The 24,568-nt window shown below is 65.5% G+C and carries 20 protein-coding genes; 13 read left to right on the forward strand and 7 right to left on the reverse strand.

From position 1 onward, the window contains the following. Nucleotides 1-93: 93 nt before the first annotated feature. From cysM to ppc, 5 genes are read left to right on the forward strand one after another with little or no spacing between them, the layout of a single operon-like run. On the forward strand, nucleotides 94-990 hold the full coding sequence (gene cysM / locus LY622_RS08220) for a cysteine synthase CysM (RefSeq protein WP_234290450.1): 897 nt from the start codon (nucleotides 94-96) through the stop codon (nucleotides 988-990). Between the two features lies 1 nt (nucleotide 991). Continuing rightward, nucleotides 992-2,410, forward strand: a complete 1,419-nt coding sequence (locus LY622_RS08225; RefSeq protein ID WP_234290451.1) for a TRAM domain-containing protein — start codon at nucleotides 992-994, stop codon at nucleotides 2,408-2,410. Between the two features lie 4 nt (nucleotides 2,411-2,414). Continuing rightward, entirely contained in the window at nucleotides 2,415-4,706 is a 2,292-nt protein-coding gene (gene relA / locus LY622_RS08230; RefSeq protein ID WP_234290452.1) for a GTP diphosphokinase, read from the forward strand. Continuing rightward, nucleotides 4,703-5,593 carry a nucleoside triphosphate pyrophosphohydrolase gene (gene mazG, locus LY622_RS08235; RefSeq protein ID WP_234290453.1) on the forward strand — a complete coding sequence of 297 codons (891 nt, stop codon included), beginning with the start codon at nucleotides 4,703-4,705 and terminating at the stop codon, nucleotides 5,591-5,593. The genes relA and mazG overlap by 4 nt, the downstream gene beginning before the upstream one ends. Beyond that, the gene (ppc, locus tag LY622_RS08240; protein ID WP_234290454.1) at nucleotides 5,590-8,238 is read left to right on the forward strand and encodes a phosphoenolpyruvate carboxylase; all 2,649 of its coding nucleotides are present in this window, start codon (nucleotides 5,590-5,592) and stop codon (nucleotides 8,236-8,238) included. The genes mazG and ppc overlap by 4 nt, the downstream gene beginning before the upstream one ends. Nucleotides 8,239-8,543: 305 nt before the next feature. On the opposite strand, the gene LY622_RS08245 is transcribed toward ppc, so the two are convergent. After that, the gene (locus LY622_RS08245) at nucleotides 8,544-9,005 is read right to left on the reverse strand and encodes a hypothetical protein (protein WP_234290455.1); all 462 of its coding nucleotides are present in this window, start codon (nucleotides 9,003-9,005) and stop codon (nucleotides 8,544-8,546) included. A gap of 236 nt (nucleotides 9,006-9,241) precedes the next feature. Further along, nucleotides 9,242-10,132 (reverse strand): ketopantoate reductase family protein, encoded by an 891-nt coding sequence (locus tag LY622_RS08250; protein ID WP_234290456.1) that lies wholly within the window; start codon nucleotides 10,130-10,132, stop codon nucleotides 9,242-9,244. A gap of 197 nt (nucleotides 10,133-10,329) precedes the next feature. Here LY622_RS08250 and LY622_RS08255 point away from each other — a divergent pair, with 197 nt between their 5' ends. After that, on the forward strand, nucleotides 10,330-10,533 hold the full coding sequence (locus LY622_RS08255; RefSeq protein ID WP_234290457.1) for a DUF3185 family protein: 204 nt from the start codon (nucleotides 10,330-10,332) through the stop codon (nucleotides 10,531-10,533). A gap of 7 nt (nucleotides 10,534-10,540) precedes the next feature. Here the strand turns inward: LY622_RS08255 and LY622_RS08260 are convergent, their stop codons facing one another. After that, on the reverse strand, nucleotides 10,541-12,469 hold the full coding sequence (locus tag LY622_RS08260) for a DNA topoisomerase III (RefSeq protein WP_234290458.1): 1,929 nt from the start codon (nucleotides 12,467-12,469) through the stop codon (nucleotides 10,541-10,543). 138 nt (nucleotides 12,470-12,607) lie between these two features. Here LY622_RS08260 and LY622_RS08265 point away from each other — a divergent pair, with 138 nt between their 5' ends. Both LY622_RS08265 and LY622_RS08270 read left to right on the forward strand, forming a co-directional pair. After that, nucleotides 12,608-13,852, forward strand: coding sequence for an ABC1 kinase family protein (locus LY622_RS08265; RefSeq protein WP_234290459.1), 1,245 nt, complete (start codon nucleotides 12,608-12,610; stop codon nucleotides 13,850-13,852). Between the two features lie 381 nt (nucleotides 13,853-14,233). Then, a complete protein-coding gene (locus LY622_RS08270) occupies nucleotides 14,234-16,048 on the forward strand; it encodes an SEC-C domain-containing protein (RefSeq protein WP_234290460.1) in 1,815 nt (604 codons plus the stop codon). 35 nt (nucleotides 16,049-16,083) lie between these two features. On the opposite strand, the gene LY622_RS08275 is transcribed toward LY622_RS08270, so the two are convergent. Next, a complete protein-coding gene (locus LY622_RS08275; protein ID WP_234290461.1) occupies nucleotides 16,084-17,451 on the reverse strand; it encodes an AmpG family muropeptide MFS transporter in 1,368 nt (455 codons plus the stop codon). Nucleotides 17,452-17,616: 165 nt separating this feature from the next. On the opposite strand from LY622_RS08275, the gene rfaH reads away from it, so the two are divergent. The 5 genes from rfaH (at nucleotide 17,617) to LY622_RS08295 (ending at nucleotide 20,791) form a co-directional block, all read left to right on the forward strand. Beyond that, nucleotides 17,617-18,156 (forward strand): transcription/translation regulatory transformer protein RfaH, encoded by a 540-nt coding sequence (gene rfaH / locus LY622_RS08280; protein WP_234290462.1) that lies wholly within the window; start codon nucleotides 17,617-17,619, stop codon nucleotides 18,154-18,156. Nucleotides 18,157-18,228: 72 nt separating this feature from the next. Continuing rightward, nucleotides 18,229-18,735: an FKBP-type peptidyl-prolyl cis-trans isomerase gene (locus tag LY622_RS08285; protein ID WP_234290463.1), complete on the forward strand. Its 507-nt coding sequence runs from the start codon at nucleotides 18,229-18,231 to the stop codon at nucleotides 18,733-18,735. A 144-nt stretch (nucleotides 18,736-18,879) separates the two neighbouring features. Further along, a complete protein-coding gene (ccoM, locus tag LY622_RS22550) occupies nucleotides 18,880-18,996 on the forward strand; it encodes a cytochrome c oxidase subunit CcoM (RefSeq protein ID WP_305038517.1) in 117 nt (38 codons plus the stop codon). A 167-nt stretch (nucleotides 18,997-19,163) separates the two neighbouring features. Then, nucleotides 19,164-19,646: a hypothetical protein gene (locus tag LY622_RS08290; RefSeq protein WP_234290464.1), complete on the forward strand. Its 483-nt coding sequence runs from the start codon at nucleotides 19,164-19,166 to the stop codon at nucleotides 19,644-19,646. After that, nucleotides 19,643-20,791: a GGDEF domain-containing protein gene (locus LY622_RS08295; protein WP_234290465.1), complete on the forward strand. Its 1,149-nt coding sequence runs from the start codon at nucleotides 19,643-19,645 to the stop codon at nucleotides 20,789-20,791. The genes LY622_RS08290 and LY622_RS08295 overlap by 4 nt, the downstream gene beginning before the upstream one ends. Before the next feature lie 76 nt (nucleotides 20,792-20,867). On the opposite strand, the gene LY622_RS08300 is transcribed toward LY622_RS08295, so the two are convergent. The 3 genes from LY622_RS08300 to LY622_RS08310 are packed head-to-tail and all read right to left on the reverse strand — an operon-like array spanning nucleotide 20,868 to nucleotide 24,566. Further along, nucleotides 20,868-21,314 carry a group 1 truncated hemoglobin gene (locus tag LY622_RS08300; RefSeq protein ID WP_234290466.1) on the reverse strand — a complete coding sequence of 149 codons (447 nt, stop codon included), beginning with the start codon at nucleotides 21,312-21,314 and terminating at the stop codon, nucleotides 20,868-20,870. A gap of 52 nt (nucleotides 21,315-21,366) precedes the next feature. Beyond that, the gene (locus LY622_RS08305) at nucleotides 21,367-22,227 is read right to left on the reverse strand and encodes a DUF3034 family protein (RefSeq protein WP_234290467.1); all 861 of its coding nucleotides are present in this window, start codon (nucleotides 22,225-22,227) and stop codon (nucleotides 21,367-21,369) included. After that, the gene (locus tag LY622_RS08310; protein WP_234290468.1) at nucleotides 22,224-24,566 is read right to left on the reverse strand and encodes a putative bifunctional diguanylate cyclase/phosphodiesterase; all 2,343 of its coding nucleotides are present in this window, start codon (nucleotides 24,564-24,566) and stop codon (nucleotides 22,224-22,226) included. Before LY622_RS08310 ends, LY622_RS08305 begins: the two co-directional genes overlap by 4 nt. Nucleotides 24,567-24,568: the final 2 nt, after the last annotated feature.

Here is a 24,568-nt window from a genome sequence, read left to right on the forward strand (position 1 = left end):
ATGTTGCAGTATGCCACAGCCGACCGGGATGCCTGTCCAGTGGGAGGCGGCACGGATATAATGCTGAAAAGGCGTTTCCATAAGGACGGTTACATGCATTTTCCTACCATCGAGGACCTCGTCGGCAATACGCCGCTGGTACGGCTGAAGCGTATCACGGCGGGTCGCAACAACACGCTCCTGGCCAAGCTGGAGGGTAACAACCCCGCCGGCTCGGTGAAGGATCGTCCTGCGTTGTCGATGCTCGAACAGGCCGAAGCCCGCGGTGAGATCAAGCCGGGGGACACCTTCGTCGAGGCCACCTCGGGCAACACCGGTATCGCGCTGGCCATGGCGGCGGCCATCAAGGGCTACAGGATGGTGCTGATCATGCCGGAGAGTGCCTCCAGCGAGCGCAAGCAGGCCATGGCGGCCTTTGGTGCCAAGCTGATTACCGTCAGCAAGGAGGGCGGCATGGAAGAGGCGCGTGACCTGGCCGAGGCGATGATCGCACGGGGCGAGGGCAAGCCGCTCAACCAGTTCGCCAATGCCGACAACCCGCTGGCGCACTATCTCGGTACCGGTCCTGAACTCTGGGAACAGACCGACGGCACGATCACCCATTTTGTGAGCTCCATGGGCACGACGGGAACCATCATGGGGGTATCGCGCTACCTCAAGGAGCGCAATCCCGCTATTCAGATCATAGGCCTGCAGCCGGAGGATGGTGCCAGTATCGCCGGTATCCGGCGCTGGCCAAAGGAGTACCTGCCGAGCATCTTCGACGCCTCCCGCGTCGATCGGGTGCTCGATATCGGCCAGTATGAGGCCGAGGAGCACATGCGGCGGCTGGCCAGGGAGGAGGGAATCCTGGCCGGGGTCTCTTCCGGCGGTGCCCTGGCGGGGGCACTGCGTATCGCCGAGGAGGTGGAGAACGCGGTGATCGCCTTCATCGTCTGCGACCGCGGCGATCGCTATCTCTCCACCGGCCTGTTTGCCCCGGAAGCCTGACGTGGCGATGCTTGGCAAGCGCCGGCCGTCGCGCCAACGCTCGGGTGTCTCCGGCCTTCAGGGGCGGAGCAGCGAGCCCCCCGTACGGACGACCGACCCCGAGGTGACGGCGGTCACGGTTCAGCGCCTGGCGCACGATGGCCGCGGCGTGGCGCGTTCGGCCAGCGGCAAGACACTGTTCATCGAGGGTGCGCTCCCCGGGGAGCGTCTCGAAGTGGCGGTGCACCGTTCGCGCAAGCGATTCGACGAAGCCCATGTTCGCGAACTCCTCGAGGTTTCTCCCGAGCGTGTCGAACCTCCCTGTCCCCACTATGCTCAGTGTGGCGGCTGCGATCTCCAGCATCTGGCCGTAGCGGCCCAGCGGCAGCACAAGCAGGCGGTGCTGGTCGATCTGCTGGCACGCGAAGGAATCAGCCTGTCGGCGCCGCCGGCTCTCCTGGCAGGCGCTTCGGCCGGCTATCGACGCCGTGCCCGACTGGGCGTGAAGGTCGATGCACAGGGGCGGGCTCACCTGGGCTTCCGCGTCCACCACGCCAGTCGCCTGGTGGATGTGGAACACTGCCTGGTGCTGCTGCCTTCGCTGGAGGCGTTGCTGGTACCGCTGCGCCAGCTGCTGGCACGGCTGGAGGCACCGCGCCAGGTCGGCCACCTGGAGCTGGTCGCCGCCGACGATGTGGCCGTGGTGGTGGTGCGTCAGCTGCGTGACAACCACGCCGACCGCCAGCACTGGCTGGCATTTGCCCGGGAGCAGGGGGTGGCAGTGGGTCACCTGGCGGGGCGCGACGCGCCCGTGTTCGAGTGGCTGGGCAGTGCGCCCGATCTCGCCTATCGCCTGCCCGGCAGCGGCGGTGATCTCAAGCTGTGCTTCGGCCCCGGCGACTTCCTCCAGGTCAACGAGGCGGTCAATGCCCAGCTGGTAGCCACGACACGGGAATGGCTGGCCCCCCTGGATGGCGAGCGGGTGCTCGATCTCTACGCCGGTGTCGGCAACTTCAGCCTGCCGATGGCGGCCGATGGGGCGCATGTCACCGCGGTAGAGGGCAACCCGGCCATGGTCGAGCGACTGGTCGACAACGCCAGGATCAATGGGCTGCCGGTCGATGCTCGCCAGGCAGACCTGAGCCGCGAGGCGGCGGTCGTCGCCCTGCTGGAGGGCATCGAGCCCGGCGCCGTCGTGCTCGATCCGCCCCGTGATGGTGCAGCCGTCGCCTGTCGTGCCCTGGTGGAACGTCCGGTGCCTCGGCTGGTCTATGTGGCCTGTGACCCCGCCACCCTGGCACGGGATGCGGCACGACTCGTGCATGGGGGTTATCGCATCACCCGGGCGGCGGTAGCCGACATGTTCGTGCATACCTCGCATCTGGAATCCATCCTGCTGTTCGAGCACTGCGAACGGCAGCCACCATCGCAAGGAGTCTAGAGAGATGGTGAAAGTGCGCGATGACCAGCCATTGACCGATGCGGGCGAAGTCGACATCGGCCACTGGCTTGCGCGGCTGCAGGAAGACACCAAGCTGCGTGATCCCGCCGAGATGCGGGAAGCCTGCGAGCTTGCCCAGCATCTGTCCCATCGGGCGGAGCGCCCCCACAAGGCATGGCTGCCGGAGGCTTCCAGTTTTCGCATGGGTCTCGAGATGGCCGATATCCTAGGCCAGCTCAAGCTGGACCAGCCGGCATTGGAGGCGGCCGTGCTCTACCGGGCCGTACGTGAAGGGCAGATCGCCGTTGATGGGGTGAGCAAGCGCTTCGGCAGCGAGGTCTCGGGCCTGATCGAAGGGGTGCTGCAGATGGCCGCCATCAGCAATGCCCAGACCCCGAGCCAGGGCATGGTCCAGCACGACCAGCAGGACAACCTGCGCAAGATGCTGGTCAACATGATCGACGACGTGCGCGTGGCGTTGATCAAGATCGCCGAACGCACCTGCGCCCTGCGTCAAGCCAAGGACGCTCCGCGGGAGAAGCGCCTGCAGGTGGCCCGCGAGGTGTTCGATATCTACGCGCCGCTGGCCCATCGCCTGGGCATCGGCCAGGTCAAGTGGGAGCTGGAGGATCTATCCTTCCGCTACCTGCATGAGGATGACTACAAGACCATCGCACGGCAGCTGGCCGAAAAGCGGCTGGATCGCGATCGCTATATCCATGAGGTGGTCGAGACGCTGCAGGGGGTGCTGGAGGCCCAGGGCATCACTCCCTGCGAGGTGAGCGGCCGCGCCAAGCATATCTATTCGATCTGGCGGAAGATGAAGCGCAAGCGCATCGACTTCTCCCAGGTCAACGACGTGCGTGCGGTGCGTATCCTGGTGCCGGAGGTGGCCGACTGCTACACGGTGCTGGGCCTGGTGCACTCCCGCTGGCGGCACGTGCCCAACGAATTCGACGACTATATCGCCAACCCCAAGAAGAACGGCTACCAGTCGTTGCATACCGCGGTGTTCGGTCCCGAAAGCAAGGTGCTGGAGATCCAGATCCGCACCTTCGCCATGCACGACGAAGCCGAGCTGGGGGTCTGCGCCCACTGGCGCTACAAGGGGCACGACACCGGCGGCAAGAGCTCCAGCTACGAGGAGAAGATCGCCTGGCTGCGCCAGGTACTCGAATGGCAGGAGGAGGTCGGCGACTTCAGCGACCTGCGCGAAGGCCTCTCCAGCGACGTGGCGCCGGATCGCATCTACGTCTTCACGCCCGACGGCCACGTCATCGACCTGCCGCGCATCGCCACGCCCATCGACTTCGCCTACCGGGTGCATACCGAGGTGGGCCACCGTTGCCGTGGCGCCAAGGTCGATGGCCGCATCGTGCCGCTCACCTACAAGCTCAAGACCGGCCAGCAGGTGGAAATCCTCACCGCCAGCAAGGGCGGGCCGAGCCGCGACTGGCTCAACCCCAGCCTGGGATACGTCCGGACGTCCCGGGCACGGGCCAAGATCCAGGCCTGGTTCAAGCACCAGGCCCGCGACCAGAACCTCGAAGAGGGCAAGGCGCTGTTCGAGCGGGAAATGAAGCGCCTGGACGTCGAGGACATGGATCTCGATACCCTGGCGCGCAAGGTCAACTACACCACCCCCGACGACATGTACGCCGCGCTGGGCGCCGGTGACCTGCGGGTCGGCCAGGTGCTGCACCAGGCCCAGCAGCTGTTCGGCGAGACCGACGACCAGGAGCAGCTCGATCGCCTGCTGGCCAAGCCGCGGCGTGATGCCGGCAGGGGGGGCAGCAGCGATATCACGGTGCTGGGGGTGGGCAACCTCAAGACCAGCATGGCCAACTGCTGTCACCCGGTGCCCGGCGAGCCCATAGTCGGGTTCATCACCCAGGGCCGCGGTGTCACCGTGCACCGGCAGGACTGCCCCAATATCCTGCAGCTGCGCGTCGACGAGCCCCAGCGCGTCATCGAAGTGGAGTGGGGCGAGCGGGCGCGCACCCAGTACCCGGTGGATATCGAGATCCAGGCCTGGGATCGCTCCGGCCTGCTGCGCGACGTGACCGGCATACTCAGCCATGACAAGGTCAATGTGCTTTCGGTCAATACGCTCACCGATACCCGCGACGGCATCGCCCGGATGCGAATCACCGTGGAAGTCGATGGCCTGGAAACCCTGGGTCGGCTCTTCTCGCGTATCCAGCAGCTCTCCAACGTCATCGAGGTCCAGCGCCTGCGCAGCGGTGCCAAGGGGATGAAGCGCCAGGGGACAAAAAACAAGGGGAGGAAGGCATGAGCGAGAGCCGTTACGGCATCGACGACCTGCTCGGGCTGATGGCCGTGCTGCGCGATCCGGTCGCAGGCTGCCCCTGGGACATCAAGCAGGACTGGGACTCCATCGTGCCCCATACCCTGGAAGAGGCCTACGAGGTCGCCGATGCCATCGAACGGCGTGCCTTCGATGAGCTGCCCGGTGAGCTCGGCGATCTGCTGTTCCAGGTGATCTACTACAGTCGCTTCGGCGAGGAGGAGGGGCGCTTCGACTTTCATGACGTGGTCCACGCCCTTACCGACAAGATGCTGCGTCGCCACCCCCATGTCTTTCCCGAGGGCACCCTGGCTTCGCGCCGCCCGCCCGGCGTCAGCGCCGAGCAGGTTGAGGCGCACCAAGCTGAACTTGAAAACATAAGCAGCCGCTGGGAAAGCCTCAAGGCCGAAGAGCGCGCCCAGCGTGCCTCCGACGGTTCAGCGGATTCGGTATTAGACGATGTGCCACGAACCCTGCCGGCGCTGTCACGGGCCGCCAAGCTCTCCAAGCGCGCCGCCCGGGTGGGCTTCGACTGGCCCGATGCCCGCGGTGTGATCGCCAAGATCCGCGAGGAGCTCGAGGAGGTCGAGGAGGCGCTGGCCCAGAACGACACCGTCCATGCGGCCGAGGAGGTGGGCGACCTGCTGTTCGCCGTGACCAACCTGGCGCGCACCCTCAAGGCCGACCCCGAGCGCTGCCTGCGTGAGACCAATGCCAAGTTCGAGCGCCGCTTCCGCTATGTGGAAGCGGCCCTGGATGCGCGGGGCGTGACCACGAGTGATGTCGACCTGGGCACCATGGAACACTACTGGCAGCAGGCCAAACTGCACGACACCCCCATTTCCGAACCGCCTTCAGGAGACCGCCGGCCATGAGCGACGATCTGCACGAATCGCTGCGTGACAACGTACGCATACTGGGCGACAGCCTGGGCCGGACCATCGCCGATGACCTCGGCGAGGGCTTCGTCGATCGGATCGAGGCCATTCGCGGCTATGCCAAGAGCGGCCGGCAGGGCGATGTCCAGAGCAGCCGTGAACTCATCGAGTACCTGCGCAAGCTGCCCGATCGTGACCTGCTTCCGGTGACCCGGGCCTTCAACCAGTTCCTCAACCTGGCCAATATCGCCGAGCAGCACTATCGCGCCCGCTACCGCCGGGTGGAGGACTACCGGCCAGGTAGCCAGCCGATGCTGGGGGAGCTGCTGACGCGGGCGAGGCAGGCCGGACATGCCCCGCGCAAGCTGGTCGAGAGCCTTGCCACCATGCGCGTCGAGCTGGTGCTCACCGCTCACCCCACCGAGGTCATACGCCGGACCCTGATCCAGAAGTACGACGCCATCGACGAGTGTCTCTCGGTCATCGAATCCTCCAGCGACTACCCCGAGCGGGCCAGCCGCGCCCGGGGGCGGCTCGAGGAGCTGATCAGCCAGGCCTGGCACACCGACGAGATCCGTCATGAGCGGCCGACCCCGGTGGACGAAGCCAAATGGGGCTTTGCGGTCATCGAGAATTCGCTGTGGCAGGCGGTGCCCGCCTTTCATCGCGACCTGGACACGCTGCTGCTGGAGACCGCCGGCGAGCGCCTGCCCCTGGATGCGGCACCCATCGTCTTCGCTTCCTGGATGGGCGGGGATCGCGATGGCAATCCCAACGTCACCTCTCGGGTCACCCGCGAGGTGCTGCTGCTGGGCCGCTGGATGGCGGCGGACCTCTACCTGCGCGACCTGGAGCAGCTCAAGGCCGAGCTCTCCATGTGGAAATCCAACAGTGCGCTGCGAGCCGAAGTGGGTGGTGTGGCGGAGCCTTACCGCGAGCTGCTCAAGCGACTGGTGCAACGGGTGGAGGCGACCCGCGATTGGGCCAAGGCGGAACTCGATGGCCGCAGCTTCGAGGGAGGCCCCATCATCGAGAGCAGCGATCAGCTCTATGCGCCGCTGCTGACCTGCTATCGCTCGCTGTGCGATGTCGGCCTGGACACCATCGCCAACGGTGCGCTGCTGGATACGCTGCGCCGTGTCGCCATCTTCGGCGTTACCCTGACCAAGCTGGACATTCGCCAGGAGGCGAGCCGTCACGCCCTGGTGATGGAAGAGCTCACCGAGACCTTGGAACTGGGCCACTACCGCGACTGGAGCGAAGAGCAGCGCCAGGCCTTCCTGCTGGCGGAACTGGAGTCGCGCCGCCCCCTGATTCCGCGGCGCTGGGAGTGTTCGGCCGAGACGCGAGAAGTGCTCGACACCTTTCGGGTCATCGCCAACGAGCAGTCCGAGGCGCTGGGCACCTACATCATCTCCATGGCGGCGCAGCCCTCCGATGTGCTGACCGTGGCGCTGCTGATGAAGGAGGTGGGAGGCGAAGTGTCGTTGCCCATCGCGCCGCTGTTCGAGACGCTGGATGACCTCAACCGCGCCGGCGATGTCATCGACCGCCTGCTCGCGCTGCCGGGCTACCGGGCGCTGGCCGGCACATCCCAGGAGGTGATGATCGGCTACTCCGATTCGGCCAAGGATGCCGGTCAGCTGGCGGCGGCCTGGGCCCAGTATCGGGCCCAGGAGCGGCTTGTCGAGGTGTGCCGGAGCCACGGCGTTTCCCTCACGCTGTTCCATGGCCGTGGCGGTGCCGTCGGCCGTGGCGGCGGTCCGGCGCATGCCGCCATTCTCTCCCAGCCGCCGGGTTCGGTGAACGGCAGTCTTCGCGTCACCGAGCAGGGGGAGATGATTCGCTTCAAGTTCGGCCAGCCCGATATTGCCCTGCGCTCCATGGAGATCTATGCCTGTGCGGTACTCGAAGCGAGCCTGCTGCCGCCGCCGTCGCCCGAGCCGCACTGGCGCGAGGAGATGGACCGTCTGGCCGGGATTGCCCACCGGGGCTATGTCAGCGTGGTGCGCGAAAACCCCGATTTCGTGCCCTATTTCCGCGCGGTGACGCCGGAAGGTGCACTGGGTCGACTGCCGCTGGGCTCGCGTCCCACCAAGCGCCGACAGGATGGCGGCGTGGAAACCCTGCGCGCGATCCCCTGGATCTTCGCCTGGACCCAGATTCGCCTGATGCTGCCGGCATGGCTGGGGAGCGGCGAAGCGTTCTGCACCCGCCTCGAGGAAGAGGGTGGCCTGGAGACGTTGCGCGAGATGCGTGACCAGTGGCCCTTCTTCGGCACCTACCTGGACATGCTGGAGATGCTGCTGGCCAAGGCGGATGTGTCTATCGCCAGCTATTACGAAAGGCGCCTGGTGGACGAGCCCGCGCTGAAGGCGCTGGGCGAGGACCTGCGGGAACGCTTCACCCGGCTGCACGACGTGCTGCTGAGGATCCTCGACCAGGAAGCGCTGCTGGAGCAGACGCCGCTGATTCGCCAGGCCATTGCCGTGCGCAACCCCTATATCGACCCGCTGCATGGCCTGCAGGCAGAGCTGCTGCAGCGAAACCGCGATGCCGATGGCGCCATCAGCGGCGAACTCACCCGCGCCTTGATGGTGACCATGGCAGGTATCGCCGCGGGTCTGCGCAATACCGGCTGATCTCACCTCGGCCATAGCCCGCAACGACATCGCCCGGCCATTGGCCGGGCGATGTCGTCGAGGCTGGAAAGCTGGCGGCAAGACGAAAGCTGGGCGAGATAGACAGCGATTATCTTCCACTGACGGTGCTTCATCGCTGTCGGAGCAGCTTCAGCTCGCGACTGGAGGCCGAAGGCCTCCCGGCGGTGATGCCCGGCGTGGGTGATAGCGGATAACACGACGGACTCCGCCAAGTGCCTGCTGAGTCTTATGCGTAATCAGGAAAGCTAAAGGGACAAGCTGAAGGATAACGCTGAACGTAAACGCTAGAAGGGGTAGTGGATCGAGGCCGTGATCAGGTTCAAATGGGCCATGCTGGGGGCATCGAACTCTTCGAACTCCAGCCGGCTGATCAGGCGGTTGTGCTGCAGACGGGCACCGAAGCCCTGTACCCGGGTGGTGCCGGCGGTGGCGAACAGCAGTTCGTCGCTGCGTGTTACCGGGTCACCCTCCCATTCGGTGAAGCCGGACTTGGCATAGAGCCCCAGCTGTCCGAGGCGAACACCGGCCACCAGGCTGCCGCCCAGGCTGGTCGTATTGAGGATCATGGGCTGGTCGTCGAAGTGGGTTGGCACTTCATCGCTCTCGCGGTAGCTGAATTCGGCACCCAGGTCGAGCAGCGGCATGTTCACCGGTGAGAAGCCGGCGGTAAAGCGGAAGCCGGAGGTATAGCCATCGGGCGTCTCAAGGCCGCTGCCCTCCAGCACCACCCCATTGTCTAGATACATGAGTTCGCTGGATTTACCGGCATAGGAAGGTGCTCCGTCAGCCGCCACGAGCGGTGACGCAAGGAAAAACAGCTTGGCTACCAGCGCGACGGCTATCGGTAAACCCGGTTTCATGATCCCTGACCTTCGGCAGGCGGTCTCTGCTCGGATGCTCGGACCCTGCTCCAATATAGTTAGCCCTTACAGGCTAGCAGGCTCTGCGTCTTTCTGCCAAACGGGTGCTCAACGAGGCGCCGTCAGGGCTCGGCGAGGGCGGTATCGAGTGCCACAAGAGAGGGGGTAGCGATTCGGTGGCGCCTGGCCGCAGCCAGTAGCGGCCCGAGAATGGCCTCTCGCTCGATGGGACGCCCGGCAAGGACGTCCTGCAGCATGGAGGCGCGGTTATTGGCGGTGCCCGCCACCACCTGCCAGACCAGCCCATGCCAACCCGCCTCCGGGGCGGGGATCTCCTCGGCTGCCATGATGGCGGCGACCTCTTCGATCACCTGATTCACCATTGGCCGGAAGGGGCGGTCGCGCAGCTGGCCGTTACGAATGCGGTAGCGGGCGGTCAGCGGGTTGATGGCGGCATTGATCGCCAGCTTGTGCCAAAGCCGAATGCGGATATCGTCGACTGCGTTGGCCTGAAGGCCCGTGTCGGTGAGGGTCGCGGCTAGCGCCCGGCAAAGCTCGGGGTAACGGTTATCGAGATCGCCGATATAGGTGAAGCCATGTCCCGCATGTATCACCCCGGTATCGCCGGCGAGCCAGGCGCCCTCGGTGGTGGAGGCGCAGAGTACCGGCCCGGTGTGACGCAGGCTCAGCGTCGGCTGGACCTGATAGCCGTTCTGCCACAGTACCAGCGGGGTCGCCGGTGGCAGCTGGGCGGCCACGCTGGCATAGGCGGCTTCTGTGGCGTAGGCCTTGGTCGTCAGGTGCAGGAAGGCGGGCGCCAGCGGCGGTAGCCGGCGGCTGTCGGCCATGGCCAGGCGGTGTATTCGGTGTCCGCCCTCCGGGGTGATCAGGGTCTGCTCCAGGGGGAGTGGCCTGCGTCCGGCCAGCACCACCGGTTGGCTGCCGGCGAGGTGGAGTGCGAGCAGCCGGCCCAGCGCCCCAGGTCCCACGATCAGGTGTGAAGCGGTCGACATGATAGGCCTGTTCCGGTTCTGATGTTTTCAGTAGGTTGCGTGCCGCTGCGTTCAGGGTTGGATTCTTAACAGATAATGTTGCTACTACTATGGTTTAATATGACGAGTGGGTTGGGAATGTACAAGCGTCGTACACCCCGGGCCCTTCTGACGGGTGGATGCCTCCCGATACCTCAGCAGAAACAGGAGCGATCCCTATGTCGACCAACCAGATCATCGGCCTTGTACTACTCGTGGTCGGTGCGATCTTGCTGTATTTCGGATACCAGTCTTCCCAGGGCCTCGAGGATCAGGTGTACGAGACATTCACTGGCCGATTCACCGATTCCACAATTTGGCTGTTTATTGCCGGTGCCGTTGCCGCCGTCGCCGGTATCGGTTTGCTATTGCGGAAAGGCTGACCCTCGATCAGCGGGTGCGTCGCTTGCGAGTGGGTGCGGCTCGGCTCCTGCTGCGGCGGGGCTTGCCGCTGCTTCTTCCCCGGGACGCCGACACGGTCGGCCCCGCTTCTCCCCGGGCTTCCGCCATGGCGCTGCGCAGCCGGGCGGCATCGGCGCTGGCCAGCAGCGCTTGCAGGTCGGCGATCAGCGAGGCCATGAAGGGGGCGGGGTCGGCGTCCTGCTCGGCGATGGCGCCCAGCCGCTGTTCCCACAGCGCGGTGCGCTCGGGGCGGGAGGCTGCCTCGGGTAGCGAGGCGATCAGGCCGCTGCCCAGCCGCGTGGCGCGCAGCGCCTTGTTGCAACGGACCAGATAGCCCCGTTCCAGCAGCGTCTCGATGATGCCGGCACGTGTCGCCTCGGTGCCGAGGCCGTCGTGTTCGCGCAGCGTGCGGCGAACGGCCGGGTCGTCGACGTAGCGGGCGATATTCATCATCGCCTTGATCAGGCTGGCATCGGTGAAGGGCTCCGGGGGGCGGGTCTCGCGATCCTCGACGGCACAGTCCGTTACCCGACAGGCTTCTCCTTCGCTGAGCGGCGGCAGTGGCGGCGCTTCATCGCGGGTGGTGAACAGCGGCTTCCAGCCGGGCTGCAGCAGTACCTGCCCGCTGGCCCGGAAGCGCTCGTCGAGAATCACGAACTCGGCCTTTACCTCGCGGGTCTCCAGGGCGGGGTAGAACTGTGCGAGGACATTGCGGGCTATCAATCGGAAGACATCGGCCTCGGCCTTCTCCAGGCGCCCCAGGTCCGCCGGCTTGCCGGTGGGTGCCAGGGCGTGGTGGGCGCCCACCTTCTTGTCGTTCCAGGCCTTGGAGCGCAGCGTGAAGTCCGCTCCGGCAAGCCACTGCTGCAGCGTGGCGTCACTGTGACAGGCGCTCTCCAGGGTGCGGCGTGCCTGGGCAAGATGATCCTCGGGCAGATAGCGACAGTCGGAGCGCGGGTAGGTGATCAGCTTGTGGCGCTCATAGAGTCGCTGGCAGATATCCAGCACCCCCTTGGCCGAGAGCCCGAAGCGGCGGGCGGCGTCCACCTGCAGCGCCGAGAGCGAATAGGGCAGCGGGGCGGCCTGGCGCTTCTGGCGAGCGTCGAGGGAGGCCAGGCGGCCCTCGGCGTCGGGCAGGCGAGCGTCCAGGGCCTCGGCGGGGGGGCGTTCGAGCAGCCGCCCCTGCTCGTCCAGGCGGTGCGTCTCGGCAGGCTGCCACCAGGCGCGTAGCTGTCCACCGGAGACGGCGAGGTCGACCCACAGCACATGGAAGGGGTAGGGGACGAAGTCGCGGATTTCCGCGTCGCGGCGGACCACAAGCCCCAGCACCGGCGTCTGAACGCGGCCGACGGAGAGCACCCCTTCGTGGCCGGCCTGTCGTCCGGTCAAGGTCCAGGCCCGCGTGAGGTTGATACCATAGAGCCAGTCGGCCCGGGCCCGGGACTCGGCGGCTCGATACAGCGCGTGATAGCGGCTGTTGTCCTCCAGGCGGGCCAGGGAGCGCGCCACGGCCGGGCGGTTGAGGTCGCTGACCAGCAGCCGCGATACCGGGCCCTTCCAGCCCAGGTGCTCGATGACCTCCTGTACCAGCAGCTGCCCCTCCCGGTCGGGATCTCCCGCATGCACCACCTCGCGCGCGCCCTTCAGCAGTCGACGGATCACCGCCAGCTGTCCCCGGGCCTTGGGGCGGGGGGCGAGCTTCCAGCGCTCGGGAAGGATTGGCAGGTGGTCCAGCCGCCACTGCTTGTAGGCGGGGTCGTAGGCGTCGGGCGGTGCCTGCTCCAGCAGGTGCCCAAGACACCAGGTGACCACGGTGTCGCCGGCGTGGAGGGCGCCCTCTTCACGCCGTGCGCTGCCCGGCAGGGCGTCGGCGATGGCCCGGGCGAGGCTGGGTTTTTCGGCAATGATCAATCGCATGTCGGCGCCACAGGAATTCAAGGTATGGACATTCTTACAGTAATGGATGGCGTCCGCCAGATCTCGTCCTGATTTCTCGCTGTACAATTCCTGTATCATTGAGCTGCGGTTTCGAGGCAACCAGAAGGGAGTGGCGATATGCGCGAACGCGGAAGAACACGACGTCTGCTGGGCCTTGGCGCCCGCACGGGTGGCGCCGTGATTCGCACGCGTCTCGGTGGCCAGGCGGACTGGCGCGCGCTGGGCGAAGCGCTGTTCGAGGGGCTCTCCGAGCTGAAGGGGCCGGCGATGAAGCTGGCGCAGATCATGGCACAGTGGGACGACCTGCTGCCGCCGGATCTCGTCGACGAACTGGCGCGCCTCCAGCGCCAGGCCGAGCCCATGCCCTGGGAGGGCATCCGGCGCACCCTGGTCGAGCAGTACGGCGACCTGGACACGCTCTTTCGCGAGATCGAGCCGCGTCCCTTCGCCAGCGCGTCCATGGGGCAGGTACACCGGGCGGTCACCCATGGCGGTGAGACGCTGGTGCTCAAGGTGCAGTATCCGGGGCTGCCCGAGATCCTCGAGGGCGATCTGGCGCAGGTGCGGCGCATGATGCGGCTAGGGCGTTGGCTCAAGGTGCCCCAGGCACGGCTCGATGCGCTGTTCGAAGAGCTGGCCGCCAGCCTGCGCAGCGAGCTGGACTACCAGGCCGAGGCCCGTGCCCTGGCTCGCTACCGGGAACGCTATGCGCATCTCGACGGCCTGGTGATTCCCGAGCCGCTCCCCGAGCTTTCCGGTCCCCGGGTGTTGGCCATGCGCCATGTGGCAGGCACGCCCCTGCGTGAACTGGAGGCGGGAGACGACGCCACGCGCCAGCGGATCGCCACGACGCTGGCCGACTGGCTCACCGAAGAGCTGTTCACCCACCGCGAGCTGCATGCCGACCCCCATGCCGGCAACTTCGCCGCCGACGAGCAGGGGCGGCTGGTGATCTATGACCTGGGGGCGGTGATACCGGTCTCCGATGCTCATCTGAAGGCGATGATGGCGCTGCTCGATGCCTCCCTGGCCAACGACCCCATGGCCATGGACGATGCCCTGCGACAGCTTGGTGGACGTCAGGGGCAGGGAGCGCCCCTGGCGCTGTATCGCGAGGCTGCCGAGGCGGTGGCGCCGCTGTTTCAGCCGGGTGAGCAGGACTTTGCCGATGTGCGGATGCATCGACGGCTCCGGGAGCTCAGCCCCAAGGTGTGGGCCGCCATGGATCGCCTGCAGCCGCCGGCAGACATCCTGCTCCTGTCGCGCACCCTCAACGGCCACTACTGGAATCTCGTGCGTCTCGGCGCAAGGCTGGACATGGATGCTCGCACCCGGCCATTACTGGAGTGGGCGCGGGGCTGAGGAAACACTGCACAAATGACTGTGCGAGCGAATCGCTGCGTTGCGCGGTGCTGGTGCGCCAGCCCGGTCGGAATCCTCACATATACCCCATATGCTCCGGTTGACTCGCAGCCTTCGGCTTCTCGCCCCTTCGGGGCCAGCCTACGGCTGTTTGTCGCTTCGCTCGGTTCTGTGCTCCGTGCGCCTTGCGACCCACAGGGATGTGGGAAGTGCGTTGGTTCGTCGGGAACGAACCTAGCCGCTTCATCTCGCTCGTCGATTTGTGCAGCATTTCCCTGAGGGGGCGACCCAAGGCCAGGTGCTTGAACATGCATTTGCAAGCCACATGAAACGGCGCTTCCCTGTTAGAATATGCGGCTTTCGGGATTGGCGGAGACTGCGATGCTGGCAGTATGGGTGGAACAGCTTCTGGGCTTTGCCTCAGGGGCACTGACGGCGATCCGTGAGGACGAGCAGTATCCGGCGTTCATGGCCTGGGCCCGGGAAGAGGGCGCGGTACTCATGGGCGGCGACCTGGCCATGGCCCAGGCATTGGCTCCCGAGCTGTGGTGCCAGACCCCGCTCGAACGTGCCGACTTTGCCTGCGAGCCCCTGGCGCGCCCGGGGCGCAATGAGCCCTGCTGGTGCGATTCAGGGCGCAAGACCAAGCACTGCTGCGGTGCGGTGGCGATGCCTGCCGACGTCCCCGATCATCTGATGTGGATGCTGTCGCTGCGTGACTGGAAGGGGCCGACTCTCAAGGCCGCCCTGGCGAGCGGGCGTGCCCCGGCCCAGGCCCTGCTCGAGGCGGGCCTGATCGCGGCCGAGACCGGCCAGCGTGGGCGTGCCCAGCAGATCCTGGAGTCGCTGTTTCACCGCGGCGACTGGTCGCGGCTGCCGGTACAGGCCGAGCCGGCCTTCGAGCTGCTGGTCGACCTCTACCAGGAGCGTGGTTTCAACCGCAAGCGAGCGGACCTGCTCGACGAAGTGCTGGACCGAGGCCCGCTGTTCCTTCGCGGCGTGGCACTGGAGCGCCTCTGCCTGATGCACCTGGACAGCGACGACCTGGACAGCGCCCGGGAGGCATTCGTGCGCGCCCAGCAGGCGCTGCCCGATTCGCCCACCCTGGCCTATATCGAAGCCATGTTGCTGCTCCACGAAGGCCATGAGAAGGAGGCCACGGAGCGAGCACGCTTCTGGTTCCGCCGCCTGGAGCGCCAGGGCGAACTCGAGCCCGACCAGCTGCAGTTCCTGGCCGACCTGGCCGAGAATCCCGGCGCCACCCTGGCCGATCAGCTGCTCAACGCCGAGGAGGACCTGGCGGAACCCCTGGCAGCGCTGCAGGCTCTGCTGGCCGAGCTGCCGCCGGCGCCGGGCCTGGATATCCGCCATCGCAAGGGTGAGCTGGAATATCACAGCAGTGCTCGCGAAGACACGCTCTTTGCCGCCTGGCAGGTGCATTTCGAGGTGGCCGTCGATGAGGAGAGCGCCCTGGGCTTCGAGGGTGACCCCTGGGGCGAAGCCGGTACCTGGTTGCGCCAGCTCTGCGCCCACCCCGAATGGCTCGATTCGCCCCGTGTCGTCCAGTCGCTGGCGCTGGCGCTGACCAGCCGCTTCGGCAGCCTGCCGTGGATGTCACCGAGCCTGTTCGAACCGCTTGCCGACCGCCTGGAGCGCTGGCTCGAACGCATCCGCGGCGAGGGTGACGGCCCCTTCCTGTGGGACAGTGCCGACAACGCGGTGCTGCTGCGTACCGGCCTGGCGCTGGTGGTGGGCATGGAGCGTGGCGCCCGGGAGCGTTCGCGTCGACTGGCCGAGCGGTTGCTGACCCTGGACGACCAGGACAGCCTGGGGCTGCAGGAGCTGGTCCTCGACCAGCTCCTGCGCGAAGGGCGCGACCAGGAAGCGCTGGAGATGACCGAGGCTCGGCATGAGGAGTCCCCGGTGCTGGGCATGCTGATGGGGCGGGCGCTGGCTCTCTATCGCCTCTCGCAGCAGGAGGAGGCAGAGGCGGTGCTGCAGGAAATAACCCGTCACAACGCCCATGCCCTGGCCATGCTCTGTGCCGAGAACCCCCGCCCCGTACCCACGGGGCCGGACAGCGTGGCCGAGCCGGGTACCCGCGCCGAAGCCTGGCAGTACCGCACCCTGATGCGCGACCAGTGGCGCGCCACCCCCGGCGCCCTGGCCTGGCTCCAGGCCAACCTGTCCCGTTGACTTGCGTGGCCTGCCTGGGCAGGCCACGCAAGGTGTCAGGCGGCCGGTGCCGTGGGGCGAGGTACCAGTTCCTGGTCGCGGCTGATCCAGATCGCCAGTGCGATGGCCGGCAGCCCCAGGGCCGTGGCGATGACGAAGAACGTCGCGTAGCCCTCCGCTGCCACCACAAGGCCGCCGAAGCCGCTCAGGAACTTGCCTGGCAGTGTCATCAGTGACGAGAAGAGCGCGTACTGGGTCGCCGTGTAGGCCCGCGATGTCAGGCTCGACAGGAAGGCGATGAATACCGCGCTGGCCAGGCCATTGGCCAGGTTGTCGCCGACGATGGCCATGACCAGCATCGGCAGGCTCTGGCCGGCCAGCGCCAGGGCCGCGAACAGCAGGTTGGTCAGAGTGGCCGCCGCCGCGCCCAGCACCAGTATCGGGCCGATGCCGTAGCGTGCCACCAGCAGCCCCCCCAGGATGCCACCGCTGATGCTCATGGCGATACCGAAGACATTGGTCACATTGGCAATGGTGGCCAGCGAAAAGCCCAGGTCGATGTAGAGCGGATTGGCCATGGAGGCCATGGCCAGGTCGCTGATGCGGAATACCGCGATGAACACCAGCAGCCAGAGCGCCTTGAGTCGATGGCGCGAGAGGAAGTCGGTGAAGGGGCAGACCACGGCACCGATCAACCAGGCACCCAGGCGGCGCAGGTGGCGCGGCTGGCCGCGGCTGGCGCGAATGAAAGCGCGCACCCGGGGCTCGTGAATCAGCTGCGTCGTCAGTGACAGCCGCTCCGGTTCGGGGCGTACCAGTACCGTGATCACGCCGACACCCACCAGGGCGGCCATGGTCAGGTAGGCGGCCTCCCAGGAGATCCACGACGCCACGTAGAGGGCGCCGGCGCCGGCGGCCAGCAGGCCGCCGCGATAGCCGATGATATAGGTCGACGCCATGGCCGCCTGGATATCGTCCGGGGCGGACTCGATGCGAAAGGCATCGATGGCGATATCCTGGGTGGCCGAGCCGAAGGCGACCAGCAGGGCGAAGGCGGCCACCAGCATCAGGTTCTGGTTGGGGTCGAGGCTGGCAAGCCCGATGAGGCCGGCGGCTATCATGGCCTGAGCCAGCAGCATCCAGCCACGCCGCTGGCCGAACCTGCGGGTCAGTACGGGCAGGGCCAGGCGGTCGACAATGGGCGCCCAGAAGAACTTGATGGAGTAGAGGATCCCGATCCAGGAGAAGAAGCCGATGGCCGCCACCTCCACCCCGTCACTGCGCAGCCAGGCGGAAAGGGTCGAGAACACCAGCAGGAAGGGCAATCCGGCGGAAAAACCCAGAAACAGCATGGTGATGACGGGCGCGCGCAGGTATATGGCCAGGGCGGAACGCCAGCTGCGGCGGGCGATGGGGGTGGACATTCGGTATGCTGCTCCTTTTGGCTCGGTGGCCTTGGAGGCCGCCCGATAGCGGTCAACAATGGTAGAATGGCCACCGCTCGACGGGCGAGCGGTATGCAATGGCTGTCCGATTGTTGCAGAGCCCCGGCAGCGATACCAGCAGGATGTCTCGATCAGGAGCCCTTCATGAGCGATTTCGAATACCCCCCGGTCGACGTCGACGATAACCTGCCGCGCTGGTACGTCATTCAGTGCAAGGGAGGTGAGTCCTTTCGTGCAGCCGAGCATCTGGGAAACCAAGGCTACGACCTCTTTCACCCGGTGCTGGAGGTGCAGAAGAAGCGCGGGGGCAAGCTGGTCTGGTTGAATGAACCGCTGTTTCCCCACTACCTCTTCATTCGCCTGGACCGCGTGGCCAGCAACTGGCGTCCGATTCGTTCCACCCGCGGCGTCCTGAAGATCGTCACCTTCGGTGACAAGCCGCTGCCGGTAGAGGATGCCCTGGTCGACATGCTCCGCGAGAAGGGCGTCGAGGACCAGAACGCCACCGCCAATGTCTACTTTCGTGCCGGCGAGATCGTCGAGATCACCGAGGGGCCCTTCAAGGACCTGCAGGCGGTCTTTGCCAGCCACAAGGGCGAGGAGCGCGCCATCGTCCTGCTCAACCTGTTGAACCGCCAGCAGCGGCTGATAATGCCCGTGGCCCAGTTGCGCCCCCAGGGCTGAGATGCCAGGGCCGGCAGGTGCGCTCGCTTGCCTGGTGCTGGCGCCGAAATCCGATACCTGAAGGAGAAAGCCATGACAATCGCCCCGCAACGGGTCGTGACGCTGCACTACGTGCTGAGTGACGAGCAGGGCGCCGTACTCGATGACTCGCGGGCCCGCGGGGTGCCGCTCGAGTATCTGCATGGCCATGACAACATCATGGCCGGACTGGAGCGTGCCCTGGAGGGTCAGCAGGAAGGCGCCAGTCTCACGGTGACCCTGATGCCAGCCGAAGCTTACGGGCTGCGCAACGAGGCACTGGTACAGGAAGTGGGCCGCGCCGCCTTTCCCATGGATGACCTGGCCCCCGGGATGCGCTTCCAGACCCCGGGCGATGACGGCCCGCAGATCGTCACCATCCTGGATGTCGGCAGCGACACGGTGCGGATCGATACCAACCATCCGTTGGCCGGGCACACCCTGCACTATCGGCTCGAGGTCCTCTCGGTACGTGAAGCGAATCGCGCCGAACTGGCCAAGGGCCACCCCCTGTCGCCGGATGTCGACCCCTCCCAGGTCGAGGACCGCAAGCTCCCCTGACGCCGAAAGGCTCAAAAAACTGACCTGCATCAAATCCGAAGCCGTGCCGAAGGTCAGGCAGGTACAAAATTGATACAGGTCAGTTTTCCCCCCGCGGCGACGCGCTACAGTGCAGTCATCGCATCAGAGACGGGGGAAAACACCATGTACTGGGATGACGCAGTTATTTTCGGGTTGGTCACCGTCGCAATGATGATCGCATTCATGGCAGGTTGGGTCGGTTTCGTAATCCGCGACCATCGTCGCAAGAAGAAGCACTGAGCCAAGCTGCACAGCAAGTCGTCAGGGGAGGGGGGATTTTATCCCCCCAGTAGCCGGCCCGTCAGGGCCGGCATTTTTTTGTTCGTGATAGACTCTGCCAAAGTCCGGTAACAACAATCCGCAACAACAATAAACCAGCGTTACAACATGAAGGACGGAGGCAGCCCATGTCATCTTCGCGACCTTTCATCTGTCTGGCGGCATGGTTGGCAGCAGGCCTGCTGCTGGCTGCTCCCGTTGCCGCAGCCAGCCCCGATCAGATCGTGTTGCAGCACAACGGGACGGAGATCCTTCTCTCCGTCCATGAGCTTCGTGAGCAGGCCGATGTCGAGTTCTCCTTCTACGATCCCTACCTGGCGGAAGAGGTCGAGATACGCGGCCTGATCTTCCGTGACCTGCTGACGGCACACCTGGGCGACGTGCCGGAAACGTTGCACTTTTATGCCTGGGACGAGTATGACGTTGCCCTCGGTGGCTGGAACGATGACAACTGGATACTGGTCACGCATCAGGATGGCGAGCCTCTGTCGCTGCGTGAGCGGGGCCCGGTAAGGCTGGTTGAGCGCGACTACGGTGACCGGGATCCCGGGAATCTGCGCAATTTCAACGACTGGATCTGGATGATCAAGCGCATCGAGGCGGTGCCGTGAAACCGGCTCCTCGCTGGAGACGGCATCTGGGGTGGCTGTGGCTCAGCCTGATGAGCTTTACGCTCTTGATGTTGCTGATCGCCTACCAGACCCGCTGGGTCTATCCCGAGATACACGCCTACTTCAGTCAGGCCGGTAACCTGACCGGCCAGCAACTGGCCACGCGTTCCCGCGACTACCTGCAGGAGAGCCTGGATCTCCTGCTGGAGGATTCGTTGAACGAGGAGAACCGACATCAGGCGCATTTCCAGTTGGAACTGGCCTATAGCCTGTTTGACATCGGCCTGTATCGCAACGAGTACAGCTGTACGCGGCCGAGCCTGGCCGCGCTCGATGAGCTGAAGGTGAAGCTCCGCTCGGGTCAGGGCGTGCTGGCCAGTGACCTCCGCCACAGCCTGCTGGCACCGATTCGCTGTCTCACCGAAATCGAGATGCACCAGCTGGATCGGCGCAACAGCGTCACGGCAGCCTTTGTTGAAGACACTCGCCGGCACCAGGGGCAGGTGTTGATCGGCAGCCTGGTGATCTTCCTCCTCGGGCTGACCTTCTGGTGGATGCACGAGCGACATCGACGCAGTGCCGAGCGTGCCACCCGGGAAAGCCTGGAGTGGATGACGCGTGCACTCAGCGACCCGCTCACAGGCGTTGGCAATCGCAGCGCACTTCATCAGGATGTGCTGGCCTGCGAGGGCCAACCCATGGGGCTGATTCTGATCGATATCGACTTCTTCAAGCAGTATAACGACTGCCTGGGGCACCCCGACGGGGACAAGCTGTTGCGCGACCTGGCTCGGCTCATCGACGAGACGCTGGGTGGACAGGCGCGACTCTATCGCATGGGCGGCGATGAATTCGCCGCCCTGTTCGACTGTGCCGACGATGGTGTGTTGACCGGGCACTGCGAGCGGTTGGTGGGTGGCCTGCGCGAGGCGGCCCTGCACCATCCTGACCATCCCAGCGCCGCCACCGTCACCTTCAGCGTGGGGGCGGCACGCTTCATCGCCGGCCAGGCCGGTGTCGATGCCGGCTATGCCGCCGCGGACCAGGCCCTCTACCGGGTCAAGGCCGGAGGGCGCGACGGGTGGCAGGTGGCAGAAGCGAAAGTGGTCGCTGACAACGGCGACCTGAAGCTCGAACGCAGTTGATGCTGACGGTATCAGCCAGGCACCAGCCAATGCGCGTCGTGAGCAAAATTCGCCCCGCCGTCTGTGTGCCGGTACGTCAGGTGGTCGGTGGCGGGGTTTGATAACGCATGATCTCACCATGCAACGGCGCCAGGCGCCGCAGCAGCCTGTTACGCGCCCCCAGAGGAATCCCCTCGTCAATCAACGCTTGTTCCATATGCCCAACCAGACGATTGAAGTCGGCGTTGTCGATGCCCATGTGCTGATGCGCGCGATCCATGGGCGGGCCCTGGTAGCGGCAGGGGCCATCGGCCAGGTCGCATAGCTGCTGTTCCAGCGAAGCGACGAAGTGGTCGATATTGGTGTGGGTGAAAAAGCCGATGAGCTGTGGGTCGTCGGCGATGCGATACATGAGGTTTTCGACCACCATGGCCAGCCTCGGCTTGCCACCGAGCTGCTGGTAAAGTGTGGGCTCGGCTGGGCGTTGAGCGCAGCCGCCCAGCAATAGCACCATTGCAAGGGCTGTCGTCCACAGGGCTTTCATGCGCTTTTCTCCGGTAACATTCATCACCAATATGATTCAGCACCCATAGGGCTCAGAAGGCGAACTGTATCGATAGATAGCCGCCGCGCTGACGCTCGAGCCCGGCGATCGAGCCAAGGTCCAGTGCGGCAGCTGTCAGCGACAGGTGGGGGCTGAAGAAGTAGGCCGAGTAGAGGCTGCGCCAATCGTCTTCACGGGCAAAGGAGAGGTTGTCGGGCATCTGTCGATATTCCGCCCCGACGACCCAGCGCCGGGTCAGGAACATCCCGGCCGCGCCTTCCGCTACCAGTGAGCGTCCCCCCTCCCTATCGCCCCCAAACCCCAGCAGGCCACCCTGGTTGGCAGACGTCGAGCGCAGGGTGAGGTTGAGTAGCAGGTTTCGCTCGGCCACGGCGGCAAGCAACAGCTTGCTGCCGCTCAGGTAGATGTCGCTTCCCCGCGTGCTGGTGGCGCCCACTGCCAATGGCAGGGTGCCGTCCTCCAGTTGCTTATGTTGCACGCCCAGGCTCCATATCCCCCAGGGGTGGTAGATCAGGTCACCGACCAGCCGCAACTTGGCGCCCGCGACCTGCTGCTCGAGGCGACCACCCAGCGTGTCCAGGTCAAGGCGCTGGCGAGCAAGACTGAGTTCCAGGCGGTCATGCAGGTTGAGGGCAACACCGCCCACCGTCAGTCGATAGTCCCTCAGTGGTGCGACGCTGGCGAAGGCGGTCGCGGCCAGTTCGCCTTCGCTGGCGTTGCCCGCCAGTACTCCCCATGGCGACAGGCCGCCACCGGCGGCTCCTTCGATCTGGCTGACGCCGCCGGTGGCGAGCAGGCGGCTACCGGCGAGGGCGGGGCCGCTGATCAGGCACAGGGCGAGCAGTACGCTGGCCAGCATCCATGCCGGCAGGACGGAGCGGCAAGTCGTCATTTGGCATGCCTCGTCGCGGAGAGGGGGAATGGGTTATTGCCACCCAGCCATTCGATCACGCTGTCGGCGGGCAGGGGGCGAGCGATCCAATACCCCTGCAGGAAGTCACAGCCGTACTCCTTCAGAAGCCCCGCGCTGGCTTCATTCTCGACCCCTTCGGCCACGATGCGTAGCCCCAGGCTATGGCCCATTTCGATGGTGGAGCGCACGATCGTGGCGTCATCATCTTCACTGTCGAGCTGGAGGATGAAGGATTTATCGATCTTGAGTGCGCCAACCGGCAGCCGTTTGAGCTGTGCCAGCGAAGAGTAGCCAGTGCCGAAGTCGTCTACGGATATTGTCAGGCCCGCCTGCCGCAGGCGGTTGAGTGATTGGCTGGCCAGGGTCGCGTCCTCCATGACGGCGCTCTCGGTGATCTCGAGTGCCAGCTGGTCGGCTTGCAAGCCATGGTGGCGCAGGTGGTTGAGCAGCAGGTCGACCAGGTCGGTATCGCCGAGGTCCGCGGCGGAGAGGTTGATCGCCACGGAGAGATGCTGTCCCTGGCGCTGCCAGGCGGCAAGCTGGCTGCATACGGCGTTGAACATCCAGCGGCTCAATGGCCGTATGTTGCCGGAGCGCTCGGCCAGAGTGATGAACTCATCGGGAGAAATAAAACCGAGGGAGGGGTGCTGCCAGCGCATCAAGGCCTCGAATTCCACCACTTCACCGCTACTGGCATCGATCTTGGGCTGGTAGACCATGTGCAGCTGATCGCAGGTCACGGCGCTCTGCAGGTCGCGGATCAGAGTGAGCTGGCGCAGGTGCTCCTCGTCCTGGCCCTCGAGGTAGCGTTGATGGCTTTGGTGTCGAGCACTCGCCGCATGCAGGGCGATATCGGCCCGGCGCAGCAGCAGGTTGACGTCGTTGCCATGGTCAGGGTAATTCGCTTCGCCAACGAGCAGGTCCGGATGGATTGGCGATCCATTGAGGTCGATGGGTTGCGAGAGCCCTGCCCGAAGTGACTCGACCCAGCGGTCATCGCATGCCGAGACATCGACCACCAGCAGGAACTCGTCCGTACCGAGGCGGTAGGCGTTGCGCACGGGGGAAGGAAGGTCTCTGAGCCGCTGGGCCAGGGTGATCAGTACGCGATCGCCAAGGGCGTAGCCAAAGGTGTCATTGATGCGCCGAAAATCGAGTATCTCCATGCGTAGCAAGCTGAACCGGGTCTGCTGGCGGACCAGAACCTCGATATCATCCTGGGCCGAGCTGCGATTGGGCAGGCCGGTAAGCCGGTCATGGCGGGACTGATGCAACAGGCTCTGCTCGCGCTGGCGGATGTCTTCCTGCATGGAGAGCAGCGTACCCGCCAGAAGGCCTATCTCGCCATGCGGGGTTACATCCACGCTTTTCAGATTCTGTCCCCGACCGATATTCCTGGCGGCATCGGCCAGTACGCTCAAGGGGCGGCTCATGCTTCTAGCACTCCAGGCCGCCAGGGCCGCCGTTAAGAGCAGGATCACGGCGATGACGCCACCCAACTGCCACTGCAGATCGCGATAGGCGCCGAGGAGGCTGGAGCGGGATGCCTGGACGACCGCATAGGTTTGGTTGCCGGCATCACTTTGCAGGAGCTGTGCACGAGTAAGGTAGCGATCGTCCTCGGTGAAGGCGCTCGTCTGAAGGAAGCGCCCGGAGTCGAGCTCGGCGGTGAGTCGTCGGAGGGCTGCGGCGTCGAGGTCCTCCCGCGACGAAACCCGGTGCCCCGGCCCACCGCTGCTATTCCGGTGGGTGATGAAGCTGATGTCCAATCGGGTCAGGGCGTGGATCTCGCTGGCCAGTGCCTGGTCGATCATGAAACCCATGCCGACCCAGCCGATCAGGTTGGGAGCACGAACCGGCAACAACACGAACTCGTAGGGCTTACCCTCCTGAATAACGACCTCGACGGCTGCACCCGTCTCCCGCGCCTGCTCCCAAAGTGCGGGGAAGGGCATTGCCGTTCCCTGGGGGTGGTGGCTGCTTGCCAGCAGCGTGCCGTCGAGGTCGCCGAGCAATACCATGTCGGCACCGGCGCGATCGCCGTGATTGGCGAGCACCGACTGCAGCGTGCCGGTGTCCCGGGTGGCGACAGCACTCTTGAAGCCGAAATCATTGGCGAGGATCTCGACGTTGCCTTGCAGGAATCGGCCGCGCTCGTCGAGCACCTGCTCGAGGACGCGGAGCCCGACGCCCAGGTCGCGATTCCCTTTTTCCAGCGCATCCTGGGTGATCGCGCGCAGGAGTGCACCGCCGGTGACCAGCTGTGACACCACCACAACCAGCAGCATGACCACCAATAGGCGCAAGCGGAATGTCATAT

Source organism: Halomonas alkalisoli (genome assembly GCF_021412585.1).
GTDB lineage: Bacteria > Pseudomonadota > Gammaproteobacteria > Pseudomonadales > Halomonadaceae > Halomonas > Halomonas alkalisoli.

Excerpts from the sequence above, each read along its gene's own strand:
- cysM (WP_234290450.1), top strand. The coding sequence starts at position 94 with ATGCATTTTCCTACCATCGAGGACCTCGTCGGCAATACGCCGCTGGTA.
- relA (WP_234290452.1), top strand. The coding sequence starts at position 2,415 with ATGGTGAAAGTGCGCGATGACCAGCCATTGACCGATGCGGGCGAAGTC.
- mazG (WP_234290453.1), top strand. The coding sequence starts at position 4,703 with ATGAGCGAGAGCCGTTACGGCATCGACGACCTGCTCGGGCTGATGGCC.
- ppc (WP_234290454.1), top strand. The coding sequence starts at position 5,590 with ATGAGCGACGATCTGCACGAATCGCTGCGTGACAACGTACGCATACTG.
- LY622_RS08245 (WP_234290455.1), bottom strand. The coding sequence starts at position 9,005 with ATGTATCTAGACAATGGGGTGGTGCTGGAGGGCAGCGGCCTTGAGACG.
- LY622_RS08250 (WP_234290456.1), bottom strand. The coding sequence starts at position 10,132 with ATGTCGACCGCTTCACACCTGATCGTGGGACCTGGGGCGCTGGGCCGG.
- LY622_RS08255 (WP_234290457.1), top strand. The coding sequence starts at position 10,330 with ATGTCGACCAACCAGATCATCGGCCTTGTACTACTCGTGGTCGGTGCG.
- LY622_RS08260 (WP_234290458.1), bottom strand. The coding sequence starts at position 12,469 with ATGCGATTGATCATTGCCGAAAAACCCAGCCTCGCCCGGGCCATCGCC.
- LY622_RS08265 (WP_234290459.1), top strand. The coding sequence starts at position 12,608 with ATGCGCGAACGCGGAAGAACACGACGTCTGCTGGGCCTTGGCGCCCGC.
- LY622_RS08270 (WP_234290460.1), top strand. The coding sequence starts at position 14,234 with ATGCTGGCAGTATGGGTGGAACAGCTTCTGGGCTTTGCCTCAGGGGCA.
- LY622_RS08275 (WP_234290461.1), bottom strand. The coding sequence starts at position 17,451 with ATGTCCACCCCCATCGCCCGCCGCAGCTGGCGTTCCGCCCTGGCCATA.
- rfaH (WP_234290462.1), top strand. The coding sequence starts at position 17,617 with ATGAGCGATTTCGAATACCCCCCGGTCGACGTCGACGATAACCTGCCG.
- LY622_RS08285 (WP_234290463.1), top strand. The coding sequence starts at position 18,229 with ATGACAATCGCCCCGCAACGGGTCGTGACGCTGCACTACGTGCTGAGT.
- ccoM (WP_305038517.1), top strand. The coding sequence starts at position 18,880 with ATGTACTGGGATGACGCAGTTATTTTCGGGTTGGTCACCGTCGCAATG.
- LY622_RS08290 (WP_234290464.1), top strand. The coding sequence starts at position 19,164 with ATGTCATCTTCGCGACCTTTCATCTGTCTGGCGGCATGGTTGGCAGCA.
- LY622_RS08300 (WP_234290466.1), bottom strand. The coding sequence starts at position 21,314 with ATGAAAGCCCTGTGGACGACAGCCCTTGCAATGGTGCTATTGCTGGGC.
- LY622_RS08305 (WP_234290467.1), bottom strand. The coding sequence starts at position 22,227 with ATGACGACTTGCCGCTCCGTCCTGCCGGCATGGATGCTGGCCAGCGTA.
- LY622_RS08310 (WP_234290468.1), bottom strand. The coding sequence starts at position 24,566 with ATGACATTCCGCTTGCGCCTATTGGTGGTCATGCTGCTGGTTGTGGTG.